Raw genomic sequence first — 22069 nt, forward strand, 5'->3', positions numbered from 1 at the left:
GGAGCCGGGCTTGCCCGCGATGGCGGCCTGACAGTCAAGGTATTCGGCGCCTGACACACCGCTATCGCGGGCAAGCCCGGCTCCCACATGGGATCATCGTCGTCTTATAGGCCGATGAGCAGATGGACCACCCCACCCGTCAACACCATCACTGCGGGTATACCCGCCGCCTTCAACGCCGACTCATCCAAACGCCCCGCCTCGCGCAATTGCACGCGCACCCGCGTGAGTGCCACGCGCTGCTGTGACGTGACGTTCCCCTCCCCGCCCAATGCACTCACCACATCGGCCGACAACAGGCTCGGCGTCGTCGGTGCGACCGTCTCGGCCACCAAATCAGGCGTCAGGGCTTTCCAGAACGCCCGCTGCAATTTCTCGAACATGCTCAGTGCTCCACGACAGGTGAGGTTTCAACGGTGGCCGCGTGGTACAGGCGCAGGGCCTCGCGCACTTGGTCGGCTTCTTCCAGGCCCAGCACTTGGCGGGCAATGATCTGGCAGTCGTGCAGGTCCAGTTCGCGCACGGTGGCCTTGATGGTGGGGATCAGCGGCACGCTGACCGACAGCTCATCCACACCCAGGCCGATCAACGCCGGCACAGCAAGGGTTTCGGACGCCAGCGCACCACATACGCCCACCCACTTGCCATGGGCATGGGCCGCCTTGACGGTGATGTCGATCAGGCGCAGGACGGCCGGGTGAAAACTGTCGGCCTGGCTGGCCAGGCGCGGATGGTCGCGGTCCATGGCCAGGGTGTACTGGGTCAGGTCGTTGGTGCCGATGGAGAAGAAATCCACATGGGGCGCAAACACATCCGCCATCAGCGCTGCGCTGGGGACTTCGATCATGATGCCCAGCTTTGGTAACTCGGCCAGCCCGAGGGCCAGCGCCTCTTCTTCGAGCATCTTGCGCGCCAGATGCAGCTCCGACAGCAGGCTGACCATCGGCAACATGATATGCAGCCGCGCCAAGCCTGCACTGGCAAGAATCGCACGCAACTGTTCACGCAGCAGTTCGGGGCGTTCCAGGCACAGGCGGATACCGCGCAGGCCAAGGAATGGGTTGGTCTCGCTTTCCATCGGCACATAGGCCAAGGGTTTATCGCCGCCCACATCCAGGGTACGTACCACCAGATTACGCTCGGGGCCGAGGGCGCGGGCGATGGCGCTGTAGGTGTCGGCCTGCTCCTCTGCGCTCGGGGCACGGTTGCGTTCCAGGTAGAGGAACTCCGAACGCAGCAGACCCACGCCTTCAGCGCCCAGGGTCAGTGACTGTTCCACTTCCTGCAATGAGGCGACGTTGGCTGTGACCTCGACGTGGTGACCGTCGCGGGTGACCGCCGCCTGTGAGGCCTGTGCCACTTCACGCTGCAGCCGTAGCTTTTGCTGTTGACGAACCGCCTGCAGTTGCTCGATTTCAGCCAGGTTCGGCTCCAGCTGCAGCTCGCCTTTGTCGGCGTTGAGCAGTACCCGCTTGCCGTTGGCCAAGGCCAATACTTGACTGGGTACGCCGCAAAGGGATGGCAGGCCGAGGGCCCGTGCGAGGATGGCCACGTGGCTGGTAGCGCCACCGGCGACCGTGACGAAGCCCAGCACTTTGCTGGTATCCAGGCCGGCGGTTTGTGAGGGGGTCAATTGTTCGGCGACCAGAATGGCGCACTCCGGCAGCTCCATGGAACGCTCCGGCACCCCCAGGATCAACTTGAGCACGCGCTGGCCGACGTCGGCCAAATCCGCCGCACGCTCAGCCAGCAGCGTTTTACCCAAGCCTTCGAAGAGCCTGGCGGTCGCCACCGTGGCCGTATTCCAGGCAAAGGCCGCGCTCTTGCCTTCGGCCAGCAGGCTATGGGCTTGTTCAAGCAGGGTCGGGTCTTCGAGCAGTTCCTGGTGGGCGCGGAAGATCTCGGCCTGGGCACTGCCGGCCGCCTTGGCCTGCAACGCTTGCAGCGCCTCGTTTGCCGCCCGCAGACCACGGGCCAATGCGGTACGTTCGAAGGTTTCTCCGGCACCGGCTTCGGGAATCTCAAGCGCCGGTTCAGCCACTTGGACAACCTGGCCGAACGCCGAGCCCGGCGACGCACAGACGCCTCGCAACACGGACGCCGAAGACGCAGGCGTAGCGGGCTCGTTGATCGCCTCGACCGTTACCGGCAGCGTCTCGCCACAGCCGTCGAGCAACAACGCCACCAGCGCCTGGATTGCCGCCTCGGCATCTTCCCCCGCCGCGCTCACTTGCACGCTGTCGCCCTGGGAGGTCTGCAGCGCCATGATCGCCACAAGCGACTTGGCATTGGCGCTCAGGGTTTGCTTGTGCAGGAAAATGCTGGAACTGAACCCCTTCGCCGCCTGGGCAAACACCGCCGCAGGGCGGGCGTGCAGGCCGCTGGCATTGGGCAGTGTCACTGGCTTGGAAAACAGCGCATTGCCCTCTTCCTCGTCCACCTCAGCGGGCATCGGCCCCGGTGAGACCTGCACCAGAGGCTGGCCGGACTCGACCAGCGCCTGACCGGCCACCAATGGCACAAACGGCTCGCCGCTCACAATGAGCATCAAGGTCAGCAGGCTGCGTGCATTGAGCGCCACATAATCGGCATCGAACTCGATCAGCGGCTGCCCGGCCTCCACCCGCTGGCCCTCCTCGACCAGCCGGGTGAAGCCCTGGCCTGCCAGGTTCACGGTGTCCAGGCCAATATGCAGCAGCACCTGCACTCCGTTATCGGCGGTGACACTGACGGCGTGTCCGCTGTCCTGAATATTGCTGATCACCCCGGCCAACGGCGCGCAGAGGGTGTGCGAGGTAGGGTCGATGCACAGGCCATCGCCAATCACGCGGCCGGAAAATACCGGGTCGGGGACCTGATCCAGCGCCAGCAAAACCCCGGACAAGGGTGCCAGCAGTTCCAGGGGTTGAGATGTGGTCATGACTTCACCTGTATGTGTTGTTCTTTAAAAATCATTGAGCCGATGCAAGGTTGAGGATGGCGAAGATCAAAGGTGGGAGCGGGCTTGCTGTGGCGAGCAAGCTTGCTTGCGCTGGGGTGCGAAGCGCCCCCAAAAGCCTGCGACTGCTGCGCAGTCGAGCGGGAGCAAGCTCCCTCGCCACAGCAAGCCCGCTCCCACACGAGCCCGGCTTACTTCCACCAATATTCGACCTGCACACCGACGTTCGACCCATGCCGCGCCGTGCCATAGGCGCCGGTGTCGGACAACGCCGAGCCCGCCGCCAGCTCATTGGCCGCACGCTTGGCCGCTTTGTTCCAGGACGCATAGGTGTAATACAACCGCACTTCCGGCCGCGCCCAGAACTCAGGACCTTTGGGCGACCAGGTCGGGGCGAAGGTAAATTTGCTCAATTTGCGCGTACCGCCGGTGGCCTCGACCTGATCGTGCCCCAGCTCAGTGACCAGTTTGAATTGCTCGCTGAGCGCATACGCAGGACGCACACCGAGCGACATCCAGTTCTGGTCCTGACGCCCTGGGCGCACATCTTTCTGGTACACCGCCTCGACTTGCCCGCCGAAACGCGGGGTCACTTGCCAATCAAAGAACTCCACGGCGCGGTAACTTTTGCTGCTTTTGTCCAACGTGGTATTGCCGGTGTAACCCAGACCGGTGCCGGGGCCTTCGCCGTACTGCAGGGCAAACTTGTTCTTGCCACCCAGGAAGGCCGCTTGTACATGCTGCGCCGTCAGCGCCCAGCCACTGTTGGTGTCACGCCCACCGGCCTTGGCGATGTAGCTCAAGCCAAGTTCCAGTTCGCCACCGGCGTTGGTCTTGAAACCTGCGACGTTGAAGTCGTGACGGGTGGCGTACTCCTTCTGGTACAGGTTGTCCTTGCGCGACAGGGCGTAGCTGTATTTCAAGCCGCCGATCAACACGTCCTCGATCCCTCCACCGGTGGCGCTCTGGTTCCAGTAGTAGAAGTCGGAAATATGGATGTCGTTACGTTTGTAGTAACGCCGCCCGGCCCACAGCGAACCGCCATTGAGACTGGGCAGGTTGGACCATTGCGCATACATCTGCGGCATGCGCGCCGAGCCATTGTTTTCACCCTGGAACTTCAGGGCACGGTCGTACTTGTTATAGAGGGAAGCCATGGCATCGACGCTGAACACCGAACCGTCATCGAGGGTCAGCAAATCCTGACGCAGTTCCAGCTCGGCGTACTGCTCGCATTCGTTGCCCAAGCGGTACTTGGTTTGCGCACCCGGCAGTTGGAAACATTGCTGCTTGCCGCTGCCCGTTGACGTGCCCGCGCCGCTGCGCAAATACCCGGCAAATTCCAGGGCCTGCGCGCCAAAAGGCACCGTGAGGCAGGAAGCAATAAGGCCCAGTTTTATTGTTGTTTTCATGAAGTGCTCCTTTTATTTTTATTGTTTTTTCTTGCTGTCTTGCGTGACGCGATCACCTGTAGGAGCGAGCTTGCTCGCGAAGAATTTGCAACCTCCACGCAACACCTGGAGGGGCGCGTTAGCGTTGGCGATCTTCGCGAGCAAGCTCGCTCCTACAGGGGGCATTTCAACCAGTCAGGTGCAGCACGAAGGATTCATAAGGGCGTAGCACCATCGTGCTTGTGCGCAGCGGGCAATCGGGGTAGTTGCTGATCAGAAGGCGTTGCTCGTTTGCGGCGTTGATCACGCCTTCGGGCAGTTGGATCTCGCACGACGATCCATAGAAGTTGTTGAGTACCAACAGGCGCTCGCCATGACCTTCACGCAGGTACGCCCAGACCTGGAGATGGTCTTGCAGCAACGCACGGTAAACGCCTTGCTGTATCAGCGGCTCGCGACGGCGCAGGTCGATCAGCCTGCGGTAGTGATGCAGCACCGAATCCGGGTCATCCATCTGGCTGTTGACATTGATCTGCGCAGCATTCGCGGGAATGCCGATCCAGGGTTCACCGCGGCTGAACCCGGCGTTCGCTTCGGTGCTCCACTGCATGGGCGTACGCCCGTTATCGCGGGACTTCTGCATGATCGCCGCCATGCTCGAAGCTTCGGACTCTCCCGCGTCGCGCTTGAGGCGGAAGATGTTCAGGGTTTCCACATCGCGGTATTGCGAAATGCTGTCGAAGCCGGGGTTGGTCATGCCCAGCTCTTCGCCCTGATACACATACGGCGTGCCCTGCAGAAAGTGCAGCGCCGTGGCGAGCATCTTGGCCGAGACCACGCGGTATTCGCCGTCGTCACCAAAGCGCGAGACCACCCGTGGCTGGTCGTGGTTACACCAGAACAACGCGTTCCAGCCGCCACCGGCCTGCATGCCCACCTGCCAGTCGGAGAAAATCTGCTTGAGTTGCAGGAAATCGAAATCGGCCTTCACCCACTTCTGCAGGTTGGGGTAATCGACTTTCAGGTGATGGAAATTGAAGGTCATCGACAGCTCTTTCGACGCTGGATTCGAGTAGCGAATGCAGTGTTCCAGGCGGGTGGATGACATCTCGCCCACGTTGATCAGGTCATGGCCTTCAAAGACCTCGCGGTGCATTTGCTGCAGGTATTGGTGCACGTTCGGGCCGTCGGTGTAGAAACGGCGACCGTCGCTGTTGTCTTCGGGGAAATCGGCGGGCTTGGAGATCAGGTTGATCACATCCAGGCGGAAGCCGCCCACGCCTTTGTCGCGCCAGAAACGCATCATCTTGAACACTTCGGCGCGCACCTTGGGGTTGTCCCAATTGAGGTCGGCCTGGGTATGGTCGAACAGATGCAGGTAGTACTGGCCAGTCTGCGCTTCGTATTCCCAGGCCGAGCCGCCGAACTTGGATTCCCAGTTGTTCGGCTGGTCACGCCAGATGTAGAAGTCACGATAGGGATTGTCGAGGCTGCTGCGCGCCTGCTGGAACCATTCGTGTTCGATGGAGGTGTGGTTGACCACGATGTCGAGCATCAGCTTGATACCATGCTTGGCGGCTTCGCTGATCAGCAGGTCGCAGTCGGCCATGGTGCCGTAGCTGGGGTCGATGGCGTAGTAGTCGCTGATGTCGTAGCCGTTGTCGCGCTGGGGCGAGCGCAGGAACGGAGTAACCCACAGGCAGTCCACGCCCAGCCACTTGAGGTAATCGAGTTTGTCCACGATGCCCAGCAGGTCACCGGTGGCGTTACCCGCGTGGCTGTGGAAGCTTTTGGGGTAGATCTGGTAGATCACCGAGTGTTGCCAGGTTTGCATGGTGGATTCCTTCAGTAGAGTTGGGTGTTGGCCCTTCCGGCCTCATCGCAGGCAAGCCAGCTCCCACATTTGAATGTGTTCACACATCACTGTGGGAGCTGGCTTGCCTGCGATAGCGATCTTCAGGCGACCCGGTAACCAGGCCGAACGATCTTCATGCTCAACATGCACGTCAGCGCAAACGGCACGACCATCGCCACGACCATGCCAATCACGAACATCGGAATGGCGCTCGGTACGATCGAGATAAACCCGGGTAGCCCACCGACGCCGATGGCCGAGGCCTGCACCTTGTTCAACGACAGGAAAATGCTGCCCAGCGCCGAGCCCAGCAGAGCGGCATAGAACGGGAATTTGAAACGCAGGTTCACCCCGAACATCGCCGGCTCAGTGATGCCGAAGTAAGCTGAAATGGCCGAGGTCGAGGCCATGCTTTTGTCCCGCGCATTGCGAGTCATGTAGAACACCCCGAGCGCGGCGCTGCCCTGGGCCAGGTTGGACATGACGATCATCGGCCAGATAAAGGTGCCGCCCTGGGTGGAAATAAGCTGCAGGTCGACGGCCAGGAACATGTGGTGCATACCGGTGATCACCAGCGGCGCATAGAGCAGGCCGAAAATCGCGCCGCCGACCATAGGTGCGATTTCAAACAGCGTGACCAGGCCTTCGGTAATCAGGATGCCGAGGTGACGCGTCACCGGGCCGATGATTGCCAGGGCCAGCACACCAGTGACCACGATGGTGGTGATCGGCACCACCAGCAGTTGAATGGCATTCGGCACCCGCGCCCTCAGCCACTTCTCGATCACGCTCATGACAAAGGCCGCCATCAGGATCGGCAGGATCTGCCCCTGGTAACCCACCTTCTCGATCTGGAACCAGCCGAAGATATCGAAGTACGGCAGGCTCTGGCCGTCGAGGCCGGCGACCGCCTTGCCGTAGTTCCAGGCGTTGAGCAGGTCCGGGTGCACCAGCATCAGGCCCAGCACGATGCCGAGGATTTCACTGCCGCCGAACCGCTTGGCCGCCGACCAGCCCACCAGTGCCGGCAGGAACACGAAGGAGGTGTTGGCCATCAGGTTGATCAGGCTCCACAGGCCATCCAGATTCGGGTAGGCCTCCAGCAGCGTCTGGCCTTCGATGAACATGCCCTTGGCGCCCATCAGGTTGTTCACGCCCATCAACAGGCCGGCAATGATCAGCGCGGGCAGGATCGGCATGAACACATCGGAGAACACCCGCACCAGGCGCTGCATGGGGTTGGCCTTGTCGCCGCCGGCTTTCTTGACGTCGGCAATGGTCGAAGCGGCAAGGCCGGTCAGTTCGCGCAGGGCGGCGTAGACCTTCTCCACTTCGCCGGGACCGATCACCACCTGGAACAGGCCGCCGGTAAAGAACGAACCCTTGACCAGATCGACCTGGTTCAGGGCACTGCTGTTGACCAGGCTGGGGTCCTTGAGCGCCAGGCGCAGGCGGGTCACGCAATGGGCAGCCTGCTCAAGGTTTTCGCGGCCTCCGAGGTTGTCGAGGATCTCGCGGGCAATCGTTGAATAGTCGTGGCTCATGCTCGTTTTCCACTGTGATTGTTTTTATGGGTGGCAGTCGTTGGCAGCACGCCGAGGAGGGAAAAGTACTCGTCTGTACGAGTTAAATCAACAACTCGTCTGTACGAGTTACACTTTTGTTTATTCATACGATCTTTCCGTCAGGTTTTTCACCTACGGGCACGGGTGTCCAATGGACAAACCCAACCTCTGCCACTAAGGTTCCTGCCTTGAACGCGCAGTCCACCTTCATAACGCCGGGCAAGAGCCATCCCATGAGCAAATACAACCAGATCTATACGGATCTGCTTGCCAGCATCACCACCGAGCGCCTGCAACGCGGTACGCGCCTTCCCTCCGAAACCGAACTGATGGACGCCTACCAGGCCAGCCGTGGCACCGTGCGGCGCGCCATCGAGCAGTTGCAGGAGCGTGGCTTTGCGCAAAAGATCCACGGCAAGGGCACCTTTGTGTTGTCGCCCAACCCGATCGAGTTCCAACTGGGCGGCATCGTCAGCTTCCACGAAACCCACGCTGACCTGGGCGATGATGTACGTACCGACGTGGTCGAGTTCACCCAGATCCCGTTGGAAGGCTCACTGCTGCAACACATCGAGGCCGAACCCGGCACCCTGATCACGCGCATCAAACGGGTGCGCCGCATCGGCGGCAAACGCGTGATTCTGGACATCAACCACTTCATCAGCGACCTGATTCCCGGCCTGGACCGCGACATCGCCGAGCAGTCGATCTACGCGTTTATCGAGCAAACGCTGCAGCTGCAGATCAGCTACGCGCAACGCACCATCGAAGCCCTGCCACGCAGCAAGGACGACCAGGCGCATCTGGATCTGGAGGGGCAAAGCCATGTGATTGTGGTGAGTAACCAGACGTTTTTGCAGGATGGAAGGCAGTTCGAGTACACCGAGTCGCGGCATACGTTGGATAAGTTTTACTTTTCGGATATAGCGCGGCGGTAAGCGTAAGCCGTGAAACCCACTGACACCACGAAAAATACCCTTCACGAAAAACCTTCTTCGTAGTGACTGCATTAACTGTTGCGCAGACGCCGTACACATTATCCGAGTCAAACCAAGGGAGAGAATACGATGTTCAGGAAGAGCCTGGTGTCGAGTATGTACGCGTTGCTATTGATCGGCTGCACCGGCAGAGGCTTTCAACCACCGCCGCCGGAATTTACCAATTGGAAGAAGATCGGGGTGTCTGAAGAGGGCGTCAAACACGCCATGACCGCATGCGGCTATACCAACCTGATAGGGACGGGCGACAGAACCCCGATTGACCAGGTGCTCACGCGGTTTTATTGCATGAAAGACGCAGGTTTCAAGCGCACAGATAACATTGACCTTTGCAAGGAAGGCCGCATCGGCGAATCACCCGTTTGCGAAGGCCGCCGGTAATCCGTCAGCGAAAAGACACAAGGTGCTTGGCGATGCACAAAGCTGCCAGAATTTGCCAGACCCAAAAAGCCAAAAGCCCGCAATTACGCGGGCTCCAGGGCATTTCTTGCTAGATCGTGCCGGACAATGCCGGACGTCCCATCATTCCCACTCAATCGTCGCCGGCGGCTTGCTCGACACGTCATACGTCACGCGCGAGATACCTTCGATCTCGTTGATAATCCGGCCGCTGACCGTCTCCAGCAGTTCGTAAGGCAGGTGTGCCCAACGCGCTGTCATGAAGTCGATCGTCTCTACGGCACGCAACGCAACAACCCATGCGTAACGACGACCATCGCCTACAACGCCAACCGATTTCACCGGCTGGAATACCACGAACGCCTGGCTGACCTTGTGGTACCAGTCGGCCTTGCGCAGTTCTTCGATGAAGATGTGGTCGGCGCGACGCAGCAGGTCGGCGTATTCCTTCTTCACTTCACCCAGGATACGCACGCCCAGGCCCGGGCCTGGGAATGGGTGGCGGTAGACCATGTCGTACGGCAGGCCCAGTTCCAGGCCCAGACGGCGGACTTCGTCCTTGAACAGTTCGCGCAGCGGTTCTACCAGCTTGAGGTTCATCTCCTCAGGCAGGCCACCCACGTTGTGGTGGGACTTGATCACGTGGGCCTTGCCGCTCTTGGCGCCGGCCGACTCGATCACGTCGGGGTAGATGGTGCCCTGGGCGAGGTACTTGATGTTGTCCAGTTTGTTGGACTCGGCATCGAACACGTCGATGAAGGTGCGGCCGATGATCTTGCGCTTCTTCTCCGGGTCGGACTCGCCGGCCAGGTTGTTGAGGAACTGGTCCTCAGCGTTGGCGCGGATCACCTTGACGCCCATGTTCTCGGCGAACATGGCCATCACTTGCTCACCTTCGTGCAGGCGCAGCAGGCCGTTGTCGACGAATACGCAGGTCAGCTGGTCGCCAATGGCCTTGTGCAGCAAGGCGGCCACAACCGAGGAGTCAACGCCGCCGGACAGGCCAAGCAATACGTTGTCAGTGCCGACCTGGGCGCGCACTTGGGCGATGGCGTCTTCAGCAATTTTCGACGGGGTCCACAGGGCTTCACACTCGCAGATGTCGAGGATGAAACGCGACAGGATGCGCCCGCCTTGCTTGGTGTGGGTCACTTCCGGGTGGAACTGCACCCCGTAGTAGCGACGCTCATCGCTGAACATGCCGGCAATCGGGCAGCTCGGGGTGCTGGCCAGGATGTGGAAGTCTTCCGGCATTTTGGTGACCTTGTCACCGTGGCTCATCCAGACGTCGAGGCCGAACAGGCCGTCGGCGTCGATGTGGTCTTCGATGCCGTCCAGCAGGCGGCTCTTGCCGACCACGTCCACACGGGCATAACCGAATTCACGCAGCTCGGAGCCTTCTACCTTGCCGCCCAGTTGCTCGGCCATGGTCTGCATGCCGTAGCAGATGCCGAATACCGGCACACCCAGGTCGAATACCGCTTGCGGGCAGCGCGGACTATTGGCTTCGTGAACGGACTCGGGGCCACCGGCGAGAATGACGCCTTTGGGTGCGAATTCGCGGATCGCTTCATCGTCCATGTCGAACGGATGCAGTTCGCAGTACACGCCGATTTCACGCACGCGGCGGGCGATCAGCTGGGTGTACTGGGAACCGAAGTCGAGGATCAGGATGCGGTGGGCGTGAATGTCGAGGGCCATGAAGTCAGTCTCGTCTAATGAATCAGAAACAACTCGGGGCTGAAGAACAGCCCCGGTTACTTAACATTTTGCTGGAAGCCTCAACCTACACGGTAGTTTGGCGCTTCCTTGGTGATCTGCACGTCGTGGACATGGGATTCAGCCATGCCGGCGCCGGTGATCCGTACGAACTCTGGCTTGGTGCGCATTTCTTCGATGTTGGCGCTGCCGGTGTAGCCCATCGAGGAACGCAGGCCGCCCATCAGTTGATGGATGATCGCGCTCAGGGTGCCTTTGTACGGCACACGGCCTTCGATGCCTTCCGGTACGAGCTTCTCGGCGCCTGCCGAAGAGTCCTGGAAGTAACGGTCGGAAGAGCCTTGCGCCTGGGACATGGCGCCCAGCGAACCCATGCCACGGTAAGCCTTGTACGAACGGCCCTGGAACAGTTCGATCTCGCCCGGTGCTTCTTCGGTACCGGCGAACATCGAGCCCATCATCACGCAGGAGGCACCGGCTACGATGGCCTTGGACAGGTCACCGGAGAAACGGATGCCACCGTCGGCGATCAAGGGTACGCCAGTGCCTTCAAGGGCAGCGGCGACGTTGGCGATGGCGCTGATCTGCGGCACGCCCACACCGGCGACGATACGCGTGGTGCAGATGGAGCCTGGGCCGATACCGACCTTGACTGCGTCGGCGCCAGCTTCGGCCAGGGCCTTGGCGGCAGCGCCGGTGGCGATGTTGCCGCCGATCACCTGCACTTCAGGGAAGTTCTGCTTGACCCAACGCACGCGGTCGATCACGCCTTTGGAGTGGCCGTGGGCGGTGTCGACCACTACCACGTCAACACCGGCAGCGACCAGCGCCGAGACGCGATCACCGGTGTCTTTACCGGTACCGACAGCAGCGCCAACGCGCAGACGACCTTGGTCATCCTTGCTGGCCAGTGGGTAAGCCTTGGCTTTTTCGATGTCGTTGACGGTCATCATGCCTTTGAGGGCGAATTTGTCGTCGACGATCAGCACGCGCTCGATGCGGTGCTTGTGCAGCAGTTCGCGCACATCGTTCTTGTCGGCGCCTTCCTTGACGGTGACGAGGCGCTCTTTAGGCGTCATCACTTCGCGGACGGTGACTTCAAGGCGGTTCTCGAAACGCACGTCACGGGAAGTGACGATGCCGACCAGGTCGCCATCGTGCAGCACCGGGACGCCGGAGATGTTGTGCATACGCGTGAGTTCGAACAGGTCACGCACGGTGGCGTCAGCTTCGATGGTGATCGGATCTTTCACCACACCGGCTTCGTAACGCTTGACCTTGCGCACTTCGGCAGCTTGCTGCTCGATGGTCATGTTCTTGTGGATGATGCCGATGCCGCCTTCCTGAGCCATGGCAATGGCCAGACGGGCTTCGGTGACGGTGTCCATGGCAGCGGAAACCAGGGGAATATTCAGCTCGATGCCACGGGTTAGGCGGGTCTTGAGACTGACTTCGTTAGGAAGCACCTCGGAATAACCGGGCACTAGGAGAATGTCGTCGAATGTCAGAGCTTCTTGGCTGATACGCAGCATCGCGGGGGCTCCCGAGCGGGAAAATGGAAGCGCGCCATTATATACATGCACCCTGCCGGGCTCAATGTAAAACTCTGACAAACTTGGTAATACTGATAGATGGGTAATTTCATCGCCCCGATCATTCCCATGCTCGGCGTGGGAATGCCTCTGGTGACGCTCCGCGTCGCCTTGGGGCAGGATTCAAAATCTCCGACAACAACGGGACGCGGAGCGTCCCATGCGGCGTTGCCCACGCGGGAGCGTGGGAACGATCGTGTTCGGCAAAAAGTTACAGTTCGACTTTGACCCAGCTCATTTTTTGATCGAGCCAATCGGCAAACTCGTCGATAAAGCTCTGTTTAAAGCCCGCCTCCGCCCAGTTGTTGAAAATGAATCCCAGGTTGGAAAACCCGCATTCCTGCAGGAACAGAAAGCCATTGATGTCGTCTTCATGCCCACATAGCGGGCAGGTGAAGTTATCGGTGTGGCCAGGCATCCAGTCTTCCAGGCTTTCAAACAGCGCCTCGCCGACTTCCTTGAGGCACTCCGGGCAGCCCGCTTCTTCGAGGAACCCCTTGGCCGGGGTATAGATGCAACGCTTGTAGATGATCTCCAGGCCATTGACCGGCTCGTTGAACGGCAGCGCTTCGGGGTGCAGCACCACCGCGCGGGCACCATCGGCCAGGGCGTAGCCCATGCGGTTGCCGGTACGCCCGCAAGTGGTGAGCTCTTCCTTGATGATGTTCTTGCGCACCAGCCAGCGCACAATCGCCCGGGCGCGGGGTTCGTGGACCGGCAAGGTGGAGATTTTCGGGACAAGGATGCTTTGGGAGTTCATGGGAGTCCTGCGGTGTGGCTATTGGCGCCATCGCGGGCAAGCCCGGCTCCCACAGGTGATCGCATTCCAATGTGGGAGCCGGGCTTGCCCGCGATGACGCCCGGGAGGACGGCAGCTTAATCCCTGAAAAAATCAGGTCAAGTACTCAAATACCGTCCGATCAACGCAATACCGCTGGCCAATACCAGCCAGGTCACCAACCGCACGAACGCCTCACGGGACAGCCGCATCGTCAGCCTGCGCCCACACCACAACCCCAGGGCCATCGCCAGCAACAGGCAAACCGCCAACATCAATAACGGCAAATCTGCATACACCCCGGCAATCAGGAACAGACTCAAACGCACGACCGTGCTGCAACTGATCAGCGCGCTTTGCGTAGCCCGCGCAGCGTCCTTGGGCAAACGGCTGTTCAGGTAAATCGCATATAAGAAGCCGCCACTGCCGAATAGCGCCCCAAACAGGCCGCCAACGGTGCCCATGGGAATCGACCAGCCCGCCGCCAGCTGAGTCGGTCGTGCTTTCACCGCCAGGCTGTAAATCGCGTAGGCACTGATAAACAGCCCCATCAATAGCAGCAACAGGTCCGAATGCAGGTTGAGCAAAAACACTACGCCCAGGGTGCAGCCGATAGCCATGCAGGGCAGCAACCGCAACAGTTCCGGCTTGTTCACATCGCGCCGCGTTTGCAGCAGGCCGCCAAACGCCGCGACAAAGTCCAGAAGCACCAGCAACGGGATGATCTTCGACAGCGGCATGAATAAAATCAGGATGGGCCCCGCCACCAGCGCCGTGCCGAAACCGGCAATGCCGAACACGATATAAGCCACCGTCACGCCCAGGCCGATCACCAGCCAATCAATACCGCCGAAAGTCCACTGGCTCATCAGCTCAACGGGGCTCATGACTTATTCCTTCTATTGAGATGCCGTTCACTTTAGCCATCGGCAAGGGTTGCGACTAATATCTTCCAGGCTCACTACTCATCTCAAAAAGGCATGACTCTTGATCTCCACCCGGCAACTGCGTTATTTCGTCGAAATCGCCGACAGCGGTAGCTTCAGTGCTGCCGCCGAGCGCCTGTTCGTGGCGCAATCAGCCTTGAGCCGGCAGATCAAGGAGCTTGAATCTCAACTGCAAACCCCACTGTTCGAACGCACTGCACGCCAGCCAAGGCTGACGGCCGCCGGCGAAGCCTTCTACCCACGGGCGCGCAACCTGCTGAGTGAGTTGCTCAAGGCCAGCGACCTGGCGACACAAGTGGGCCAGGGCCAACTCGGCACCTTGCGCCTGAGCCATTCGAGCACCGTGCCGATGAGCGGCGCGTTACTGCAAGGCATCAGCACGTGGCTGGAGCGCTGCCCGGGTGTGTCGATGGATATCGTCAAACTCTCCTCCGAAGCCCAACTGGAGGAAATCGCCGAGGGCCGCCTGGACGTCGGCCTGCTGCGGTTGCCGGTGTTGCGCCAGCGCGAAGGCGTGCGCGTGGTGCCTTGGTACACCGAGCCGTTGGCGCTGGCAGTGCCTGCGGGTCATCCCTTGGCACGCGGCAACGCAGCGGTCGAGTTAATGCAACTCAAGGACGAGGCGTTTATCTCGATCCCCCACCCTCAACGCGGCGGGCTGAGTTATCTGTCGGCTGAATTGTGCATGCGTGCAGGTTTTTTCCCCAAGGCGGCGCGGGTGATGTCGCGCAAGACCACGCAGTTGCAATTGGTCCAGGCCGGTTTCGGTATTGCCTTGCTACCAAAATCCATGCAGGACATCGCCCCGCCCAACGTGCAATTTTTGCCCTTGGCCGACCCTGACTGCGACAGCACCGTAGCCCTGGCCTGTGCGCAAGCGCCAAGCGCGCTGGTGGAGCAATTCTGTCAAACCCTGCACGAATGCCTATAAACTGCCGCCCATGATTAAAGATCCTTTTGCCCGTTTGGGCCTGGACCGCGAAGTCCTGACTGTCAGCCAGCTCAACGGCCGTGCGCGGGTGTTGCTGGAAGACGTGTTCACCAATATCTGGGTGGAAGGCGAGATCTCCAACCTCGCTCGCCCAGCCTCCGGCCATGTGTATTTCACGCTCAAGGACAGTGGCGCCCAGGTGCGTTGTGCGCTGTTTCGCAACAACGCTGCACGCGTACGCCAGGCGTTGAGGGACGGGCTGGCGGTGAAGGTGCGCGGTAAGGTCTCGTTGTTCGAGGGCCGCGGCGATTACCAACTGATCCTCGATACCGTGGAGCCGGCCGGTGATGGTGCGCTACGCCTTGCCTTCGATGCACTGAAGGAAAAGCTGAGCGCCGAAGGCCTGTTCAGTGCCGAACGCAAAGTGGCGCTGCCGGTGCATCCTCGGCGCATCGGCATTATCAGCTCGCCCACCGGCGCGGTGATTCGCGACATCATCAGCGTGTTCCGCCGCCGCGCGCCGAATGTTGAACTGACCCTGATCCCTACCGCCGTGCAAGGCCGCGAAGCAATCCCGCAGATCGTGCGGGCGCTGAAACTCGCCGACGCCCGGGGTTTCGACGCGCTGATCCTGGCCCGTGGCGGTGGCTCCCTTGAAGACTTGTGGTGCTTCAACGAAGAGGTGGTGGCCCGCGCAATTGATGCTTGCGTTACCCCTATCGTCAGTGCCGTTGGTCATGAAACCGATGTGTCCATCAGCGACTTCGTGGCGGACGTCCGCGCCCCTACTCCCTCCGCCGCCGCCGAGTTGCTGGCTCCCGACGCCAGCCATCTGGTGCGTCAAGTGGAAAACCTGCAGCGCCGCCTGGTGATGCTGATGCGCAACCGCCTGAGCCACAGCCGCCTGCGCCTGGAAGGCATGGCCCGGCGCCTGCGTCACCCGGGCGAGCGCTTGCGCCAGCAGGCCCAGCGCCTGGATGACCTGGACATGCGCTTGCGCCGCGCCTTTGAGCGTAGCCTCAATACCCGTCGCGAGCGCTTGATCCGCCTGGAAACCCGCCTCGCCGGCCAGCACCCCGGCAGTCAACTGGCACTGTTGCGCCAGCGCCTGGACAGCTTCGCCGAACGCCTGCCCCGCGCCATGCGTGAAGGTCTCAAGGCTCGGCGTCTGCAACTGCAGAGCCAAGTGCAGACATTGCAGGTGGTCAGCCCGCTGGCGACCCTGGGCCGCGGCTACAGCATCCTGTTGGACGAGCGCGGCCAGGCGATTCGCAATGCCGCACAAACCCACACCGGCCAGCGCCTCACCGCGCGCCTGGGTGAAGGCCAATTGCAAGTGCGGGTGGAAGACAACCACCTGACACCCGTCACCCTTTCATTATTGGATTGATCGATGCCACGCCTACTGAGCCTGTTGATACTGTTGTGCCTCACATTTAATGCCCACGCCGACAGTTACATCACGCGAACCCTGAACAAACCGGTGCCAGGCGGCGTGGCCGTCGTCGAACTAGGCCCTTCGGCCACGGCGCCGAAAGCCACCTACCAGGGCAAGCCGGTGCTGGTGGTCAAGGAGCAGGACAACTGGCTGGCGATTGTCGGTATCCCGTTAACGGTCAAGCCTGGCAACGAGCGCATCAGCAGCGGGGGGCGCAACCTGCCGTTTATCGTCGGTTACAAGAAGTATCCGGAACAGCGCATTACTTTGAAGAACAAGAGCCAGGTCAACCCTGACCCGGCTCAGCTCAAGCGCATCGAAGGCGAACTGGCAGTGCAGCTCAAGGCTTACCGCAGCTTCAGCCCGAACCTGCCTAGCAACCTGGTGCTGGATAAACCGGTGAACGGGCCGCTTTCGAGCAAATTCGGGGTGCGCCGCTTCTTCAACGGTGAAGAACGCAACCCGCATTCGGGCCTGGATTTCGCCGTACCGGCCGGCACACCGATCAAGACACCCGCCAATGGCAAGGTGATTCTGGTCGGCAATTACTTCTTCAACGGCAATACCGTGTTTGTCGACCATGGCCAGGGCTTTATCAGCATGTTCTGCCATATGTCGAAGATCGATGTGAAGGTGGGTCAGCCACTGGTGCGCGGTGCGGTAGTCGGCAAAGTCGGCTCGACAGGCCGGGCCACCGGGCCGCATATGCACTGGAACGTCAGCCTGAATGATGCACGGGTAGATCCGGCGATTTTTATCGGCGCGTTTCAACCCTGAATACCGTGGCCGTGAGGGGCGTCAGTGATTTCCTGCGCTGGCGCCTGATCTGCCGGAGGTTCGCTGCAATGCATTGTGATCTTCTTACACTTTTGCGATGAACCATCCGACACCCGAGACTCACTCAACCAGCGATTTACACGGACGTAATGAGCAGGACCTGAGCATTGGAGATCCAATTCCCATGAGACTCTTTCCATGTCACTTACCCCAGCACTGTCAGAGCGACATTCGCAAAACCTCCTGACCTCATCTCACGCCTCACCCGGTACCCCCCCGACCAGCCCGCCTACACCACCCGCAACTCTGCAACAACCTGCATCAGCCCCCTTGCCCGCCGCCGCCAATTACGCCCCCGATGACCCGCCTACTCCCGCCTCGTCAGGTATAACCCCGGCGAAAATGCGATACCCGCAGTTGGTGAAGCATTTCAAACCCAGCAATGAAACACAGTTCACCGCTGAACACGCGTTGCTGACCGAAGACAAGCAACGCCTGCATAGCCAGCAACCCGGCTTCAAGGCCTTTGTACAGTCGCAACTTGAGGAGGCCTTCCCCGCGATCAGGCCGCTGAATCCGGACATGTTCAGTTTCAATCGCTACAGAGTGGGCGATGGACGCGAATCACTGGCCTCTTCAGAGCCCCTGATGGCTGCACTGGCCAGGATGATCCGCGACATCCAGGCCAACCCGAATGCGTTGATGCGCCCGGAGCGAGGCATAAGCACTGAATTCACTTATCGACGAACCATTGCCGACATGGCGGTACCGGCCTTTACCGAAGGCACGCTGCAATCCATTGCTCGCAGCATTGCCACGCAATACCCGCAGGCGCTTGAAGAATACTGGAGCACACCGCGGCCGGTGGAAAATCAGCCGACTCTCCAGATGTCGCCGCAAGAGCAACTGTTGTTCCTGCACAAAAAACAGCTGTCGATCCTCGCCTCACTGCGCCTGAGCGATGGCACCCTGAGCGCGACCGGCAAAGGCCTGATCGACTCCGCGTTGCGCTACCCCACCCTGCAAGACCGGGAAAAACGCTTCACCGACGGTGATCGCTTAGGGGTGTACCCCGTTACTGTGGATGACCAAACGGAACATGGCGCGATGCTGCCAGGGGCCTTTCTCATCACCCGAAAAGACGGCTCCTATGCTACGCCGCCCACCTGGCCGAATGGGCGCGCACTTGCGCTCAACGATGACAATGGCCCCGTCGTGATGTACACGCCCAGCGAAGGTTTCGAGGAATTCGCAACGCCGGCCCAGGCGCGCCAGGCTTTGGCCAGCCGCCTGGACCAGGGAGGTGTCGAGGCCAAGTTGCTGCTGCAAGGCCTGCCCCCGGCTCTGCAAAACAGGCCCGACCCTATTACCGGAAAAGATCTGATGTCCAGTGTCGAGCCATCGGCCGGGGATGTGTTGGCGCAATCCATCCCCTGGATGCTCAAACGCCAGCGGGCAGACATTAATACCCACCTGAGCACAGCATTGGCGCCAGGCAAAACCGTCAACCCCCTTCTCGACAGTGCCACATTGGAAGGTATCGATAATGCGGCCGACTGGTCGTACCTCACCGATGGCACCAACGCCATGCTGGCCCGGGACGCCAAACTGACCGACAAACTCCAACCCGAATGGTTGAAGAATCTAAGCCACTTTCAAGAAGCCTTGTTTTTGCACTTGGACAAGGCGCAGGAACGGAGCCTGGATGCGCTGACGCCCCTGCTTGAAAAAATCCCGGCGCTGAACACCTTCGCCCGTGACCGCCTGAATGCAGCCATCAAACAGCGATACCCGGCAGCAGAAATCGATGCGGATCAACTCATGGTGCAGGTCCACACCCGCACCGCCATCCACGGCGGCAGAGGGACTGGCCAACCCCTCTATTCGAAACAAGACGCGGTGTCCCTGACCGACTTGGCGCTGAAGAATCCCAGTGGCTTCCCTGCCGTCGAAAGAGGTGTATACACCGATGAGAAAATGACCTTGCCTCTGCGCGACAAGCACGGCAAGCCCGTACGAGACCTGAGCGGCAAGCCGGTTACCCTGGATACCGACGATCTCAAGGCACTGGTCAATACCGCCGATGTCGGTGGCGAATACACCAAACTGCTCAAACAGGAAATGGCCCCAGATGCCCAATCGGGGAGCGCTGTGCACTTGCGCACAGCGTGGAAAGCTCATCTGGCAGACGCGATGGACAAAGAGGCGTTTCTGGCAGAACTCAGCCCCGACGCCTATACGGAACTGGCCAGCGACAACATCCATAAACGCGCGGCGCAGTGGGCGGATGCGGTACTGACTCACCCCGACCCGGCCACCCGCCCTCAAGTCGATGGGAAAACCATCGTCGCCAACAGCCTGCTCCACAGGGGGCTAGCGGTGCAGGGCGTGATGGTGATCGGCAACCAGACAGATCCATCGCTGGTGCTGTACACCCCCAAGGCTCCCGACGGCATTACTTATCGCGAAGTCGCGGACCACAAGGCCCTCGACACCCTCCTGGAGAAAAAAGAGTGGGCAACCTATATCGCGCAAAGAAAATCACCCGTCAGTAAAGATGAGGTCGATCAGTTCAAGGGAGCGCTTAAAGAAGCTGCGTACAGCCCAACGAAATTGATGTCACCCGAGCTGGCGGTCTCGTCGATCAAGCTGCTGGGAGGCGCCACTCGCCTTGAGCCCATAAAAGGTGATTTCCAAGACCATCTGTACAAGCAACACGTACAGATGGCGATCGACCGAGCGGACCACCAGTCCGTAAGCAGTGCGGAGGTCGCACGGCAATCGCTCAAGAACAAAATCGAGTTCGGCATTGAAGTGGCATTGATCTTTACCGACCTGATACCGGTGGCTGGCAAAGGCGTGTCTGCGGGTTTTCGTCTGGGCAAAGCCGGCATCAGCGCACTGCGCGCCAACAGCAGAGTGTTGCCGCACCTGATCAAAAGACCCGGCCTGGGACGGGCGATCTACAGTGATTTCACCCTGTCTGCGGCGGGTATCTCCAATGTTCGCGCGGCCCCCCTACGCCCGGTATTCAAGTCGTCGACGGCGACAGGCGCGATTACCCCGCGCCCAGGGCCAAGAGCACTGCCTGCGCCCGTCAGCCCAGTGCCGGCACGACCCTTAGCCAGCACCGGCAACACTATCGCTGGCTCACGCACGCCCAACGACGCCGTCATTCCCGAGCGCGACTTGAGTGCGTACGCCAGGCCTGGCGATATGATCAACGGCCGGACGCTAAGGAGTGACGGTACCTATAACGTTGGCGACGAGTGGTTCATCCGATTTACCGACAGTACCCGCGTGAGCAGGGTTTATCAGATCGATTCAGCCTTTCACGCTCGCAGTGGCTGGGTCAATATCATCGACCCGAACGTCCCAGCAACTGCGCCCAAAAGCAGCAGAATCGTCGCCTCTGTACAACATGCGGGCAACGGTGAATGGCGCCTGAACCAACTGCCCGGTGGAGCCCCCACGCCGACACCGGGAGCTTCGACGACAGGCGCCGAGGCCCCTGCCCGACCAGCGTTACCAGACGCCGAGTATTTCAGCCTCAACAGAGGGCGGCTGGTCGAAGCAGACTTCACCCCGAAAACCCTGCCACTGGCCAGGTATTGGTTCAGGCGGGATTTGTATAACTTCTACAAGAACATGCTCACTCAAGGCCAGATGCCGCCGCGCCCGTCCCGGCTGGAGCTCGCACCCGGCACCTCGCCGGCCGACCTGTTGCGTAAGGCCTACGAAATCACTGATGTGGTGGTACTGGGCGAGCGCCATAACGAAATCGCCAGTTTCCAGATGCTCAAAGAGAATATGCAGGCCCTCAAAGAGTCGGGGGTTACCACGTTTTATATTGAAGGTGTCGAAACCAATGCCGCGGGCCAGCTCATGGATGTGGGCATGGGTGGCCACCGTCCTCAAGGCGCGTCTCCCACGCTCTCGGAACTGGTTCAACTTGCCAGTGACAATGGAATCACCGTCAAATCCCTCGAGCACCACTACTTGACCCGCCGATCGGATATGCCCGATTTCTACAAGTACGTTGGGGACAACGACAACGGCATTACGCGCCTGCAAGAATTCAATTACTTCGCGACCCGTATCTTGGAAACACGCAAGCCGGGCGAAAAAGTACTCGCCTTGGTAGGCCGGGCCCATATGAACACAGCCCGAAACGTTCCAGGTCTGGCGGAACTCACTGGAGGGGTGGGCATAGGCGTTTACCCGGACAAAGCATTCAACAAGAGTGTTGCCATCAGCGGCCCGTCAATACCAAGGGATCCCGGGGCCAACGTCACGGATAGCTTTACGGCAGGGGATTATCAGATCTTCCATAAAGTGATTTGAGTAATCACCGTCGTGCGTTGTTTGCGCGATGGTGAGCCCTTCACTGCCGCATGCGGCGCCACGGGAAAACCTCATCACCAAAATTGCGCCACCACCTACAGCAGCGCAACAATGTGAAGAAAACAAGACACTGTTAGCAATAAATATTCATAAAGCTTGTTTTATACAGAAAATCTATCAATTTTTCCTGACCACCTTGCCATCTCACTTGGCCACGGTTAGGGTTGGGCTTATGAAAACCTCTCACACCCTCATTCAGCTCCGCCAGCACCGCAGCCTGTGCCTTGTCAGCGCACGACTGCCAGGCTGAATCGATCTGCCTCGCCCTCAGTTTTATCCCCAATAACAGTTCCACGGCAGGCCGCCTTTTCTCGGCCCCTACAACCAAGGATTTCCC

At 60.2% G+C, this 22069-nt stretch carries 16 protein-coding genes; 6 read left to right on the top strand and 10 right to left on the bottom strand.

Annotated elements, in window-relative coordinates:
- Window positions 1–104: 104 nt before the first annotated feature.
- The 5 genes from BT204_RS14250 to treP form a co-directional block, all read right to left on the bottom strand.
- On the bottom strand, window positions 105–383 hold the full coding sequence (locus BT204_RS14250) for a PTS sugar transporter subunit IIB (RefSeq protein ID WP_072447215.1): 279 nt from the start codon (window positions 381–383) through the stop codon (window positions 105–107).
- Between the two features lie 2 nt (window positions 384–385).
- Entirely contained in the window at window positions 386–2920 is a 2535-nt protein-coding gene (gene ptsP, locus BT204_RS14255; protein WP_072447216.1) for a phosphoenolpyruvate--protein phosphotransferase, read from the bottom strand.
- A gap of 209 nt (window positions 2921–3129) precedes the next feature.
- Window positions 3130–4350 (bottom strand): maltoporin, encoded by a 1221-nt coding sequence (locus tag BT204_RS14265; protein ID WP_054918301.1) that lies wholly within the window; start codon window positions 4348–4350, stop codon window positions 3130–3132.
- A gap of 166 nt (window positions 4351–4516) precedes the next feature.
- Entirely contained in the window at window positions 4517–6163 is a 1647-nt protein-coding gene (treC, locus tag BT204_RS14270) for an alpha,alpha-phosphotrehalase (protein ID WP_054918300.1), read from the bottom strand.
- 122 nt (window positions 6164–6285) lie between these two features.
- Window positions 6286–7728, bottom strand: a complete 1443-nt coding sequence (treP, locus tag BT204_RS14275) for a PTS system trehalose-specific EIIBC component (RefSeq protein ID WP_054918298.1) — start codon at window positions 7726–7728, stop codon at window positions 6286–6288.
- A gap of 254 nt (window positions 7729–7982) precedes the next feature.
- Here treP and treR point away from each other — a divergent pair, with 254 nt between their 5' ends.
- A complete protein-coding gene (treR, locus tag BT204_RS14280; protein WP_054918297.1) occupies window positions 7983–8687 on the top strand; it encodes a trehalose operon repressor in 705 nt (234 codons plus the stop codon).
- Between the two features lie 129 nt (window positions 8688–8816).
- Window positions 8817–9128 (top strand): hypothetical protein, encoded by a 312-nt coding sequence (locus tag BT204_RS14285; RefSeq protein WP_054897803.1) that lies wholly within the window; start codon window positions 8817–8819, stop codon window positions 9126–9128.
- 141 nt (window positions 9129–9269) lie between these two features.
- On the opposite strand, the gene guaA is transcribed toward BT204_RS14285, so the two are convergent.
- From guaA to BT204_RS14305, 4 genes are all read right to left on the bottom strand, one after another.
- The gene (gene guaA / locus BT204_RS14290; RefSeq protein ID WP_014719806.1) at window positions 9270–10847 is read right to left on the bottom strand and encodes a glutamine-hydrolyzing GMP synthase; all 1578 of its coding nucleotides are present in this window, start codon (window positions 10845–10847) and stop codon (window positions 9270–9272) included.
- A gap of 80 nt (window positions 10848–10927) precedes the next feature.
- Window positions 10928–12397 carry an IMP dehydrogenase gene (guaB, locus tag BT204_RS14295; protein WP_034128014.1) on the bottom strand — a complete coding sequence of 490 codons (1470 nt, stop codon included), beginning with the start codon at window positions 12395–12397 and terminating at the stop codon, window positions 10928–10930.
- A 271-nt stretch (window positions 12398–12668) separates the two neighbouring features.
- Window positions 12669–13217, bottom strand: a complete 549-nt coding sequence (locus BT204_RS14300) for a hypothetical protein (protein ID WP_005791157.1) — start codon at window positions 13215–13217, stop codon at window positions 12669–12671.
- 137 nt (window positions 13218–13354) lie between these two features.
- Window positions 13355–14122 (bottom strand): sulfite exporter TauE/SafE family protein, encoded by a 768-nt coding sequence (locus tag BT204_RS14305; RefSeq protein WP_072447220.1) that lies wholly within the window; start codon window positions 14120–14122, stop codon window positions 13355–13357.
- 100 nt (window positions 14123–14222) lie between these two features.
- Here BT204_RS14305 and BT204_RS14310 point away from each other — a divergent pair, with 100 nt between their 5' ends.
- From BT204_RS14310 to BT204_RS14325, 4 genes are all read left to right on the top strand, one after another.
- Window positions 14223–15113: a LysR family transcriptional regulator gene (locus tag BT204_RS14310; protein WP_072447223.1), complete on the top strand. Its 891-nt coding sequence runs from the start codon at window positions 14223–14225 to the stop codon at window positions 15111–15113.
- Between the two features lie 10 nt (window positions 15114–15123).
- On the top strand, window positions 15124–16503 hold the full coding sequence (gene xseA / locus BT204_RS14315; protein ID WP_072447225.1) for an exodeoxyribonuclease VII large subunit: 1380 nt from the start codon (window positions 15124–15126) through the stop codon (window positions 16501–16503).
- A 3-nt stretch (window positions 16504–16506) separates the two neighbouring features.
- Window positions 16507–17328, top strand: a complete 822-nt coding sequence (locus tag BT204_RS14320) for a M23 family metallopeptidase (RefSeq protein WP_034128018.1) — start codon at window positions 16507–16509, stop codon at window positions 17326–17328.
- 330 nt (window positions 17329–17658) lie between these two features.
- Entirely contained in the window at window positions 17659–21672 is a 4014-nt protein-coding gene (locus BT204_RS14325) for a dermonecrotic toxin domain-containing protein (protein ID WP_175550970.1), read from the top strand.
- 133 nt (window positions 21673–21805) lie between these two features.
- On the opposite strand, the gene BT204_RS28150 is transcribed toward BT204_RS14325, so the two are convergent.
- Window positions 21806–22027 (bottom strand): hypothetical protein, encoded by a 222-nt coding sequence (locus BT204_RS28150; RefSeq protein WP_229999534.1) that lies wholly within the window; start codon window positions 22025–22027, stop codon window positions 21806–21808.
- Window positions 22028–22069 lie beyond the last annotated feature (42 nt).

The sequence above is a fragment of the Pseudomonas sp. NFPP02 genome (assembly GCF_900119355.1).
GTDB lineage: Bacteria > Pseudomonadota > Gammaproteobacteria > Pseudomonadales > Pseudomonadaceae > Aquipseudomonas > Aquipseudomonas paracarnis.

Excerpts from the sequence above, each read along its gene's own strand:
- BT204_RS14250 (WP_072447215.1), bottom strand. The coding sequence starts at position 383 with ATGTTCGAGAAATTGCAGCGGGCGTTCTGGAAAGCCCTGACGCCTGAT.
- ptsP (WP_072447216.1), bottom strand. The coding sequence starts at position 2,920 with ATGACCACATCTCAACCCCTGGAACTGCTGGCACCCTTGTCCGGGGTT.
- BT204_RS14265 (WP_054918301.1), bottom strand. The coding sequence starts at position 4,350 with ATGAAAACAACAATAAAACTGGGCCTTATTGCTTCCTGCCTCACGGTG.
- treC (WP_054918300.1), bottom strand. The coding sequence starts at position 6,163 with ATGCAAACCTGGCAACACTCGGTGATCTACCAGATCTACCCCAAAAGC.
- treP (WP_054918298.1), bottom strand. The coding sequence starts at position 7,728 with ATGAGCCACGACTATTCAACGATTGCCCGCGAGATCCTCGACAACCTC.
- treR (WP_054918297.1), top strand. The coding sequence starts at position 7,983 with ATGAGCAAATACAACCAGATCTATACGGATCTGCTTGCCAGCATCACC.
- BT204_RS14285 (WP_054897803.1), top strand. The coding sequence starts at position 8,817 with ATGTTCAGGAAGAGCCTGGTGTCGAGTATGTACGCGTTGCTATTGATC.
- guaA (WP_014719806.1), bottom strand. The coding sequence starts at position 10,847 with ATGGCCCTCGACATTCACGCCCACCGCATCCTGATCCTCGACTTCGGT.
- guaB (WP_034128014.1), bottom strand. The coding sequence starts at position 12,397 with ATGCTGCGTATCAGCCAAGAAGCTCTGACATTCGACGACATTCTCCTA.
- BT204_RS14300 (WP_005791157.1), bottom strand. The coding sequence starts at position 13,217 with ATGAACTCCCAAAGCATCCTTGTCCCGAAAATCTCCACCTTGCCGGTC.
- BT204_RS14305 (WP_072447220.1), bottom strand. The coding sequence starts at position 14,122 with ATGAGCCCCGTTGAGCTGATGAGCCAGTGGACTTTCGGCGGTATTGAT.
- xseA (WP_072447225.1), top strand. The coding sequence starts at position 15,124 with ATGATTAAAGATCCTTTTGCCCGTTTGGGCCTGGACCGCGAAGTCCTG.
- BT204_RS14320 (WP_034128018.1), top strand. The coding sequence starts at position 16,507 with ATGCCACGCCTACTGAGCCTGTTGATACTGTTGTGCCTCACATTTAAT.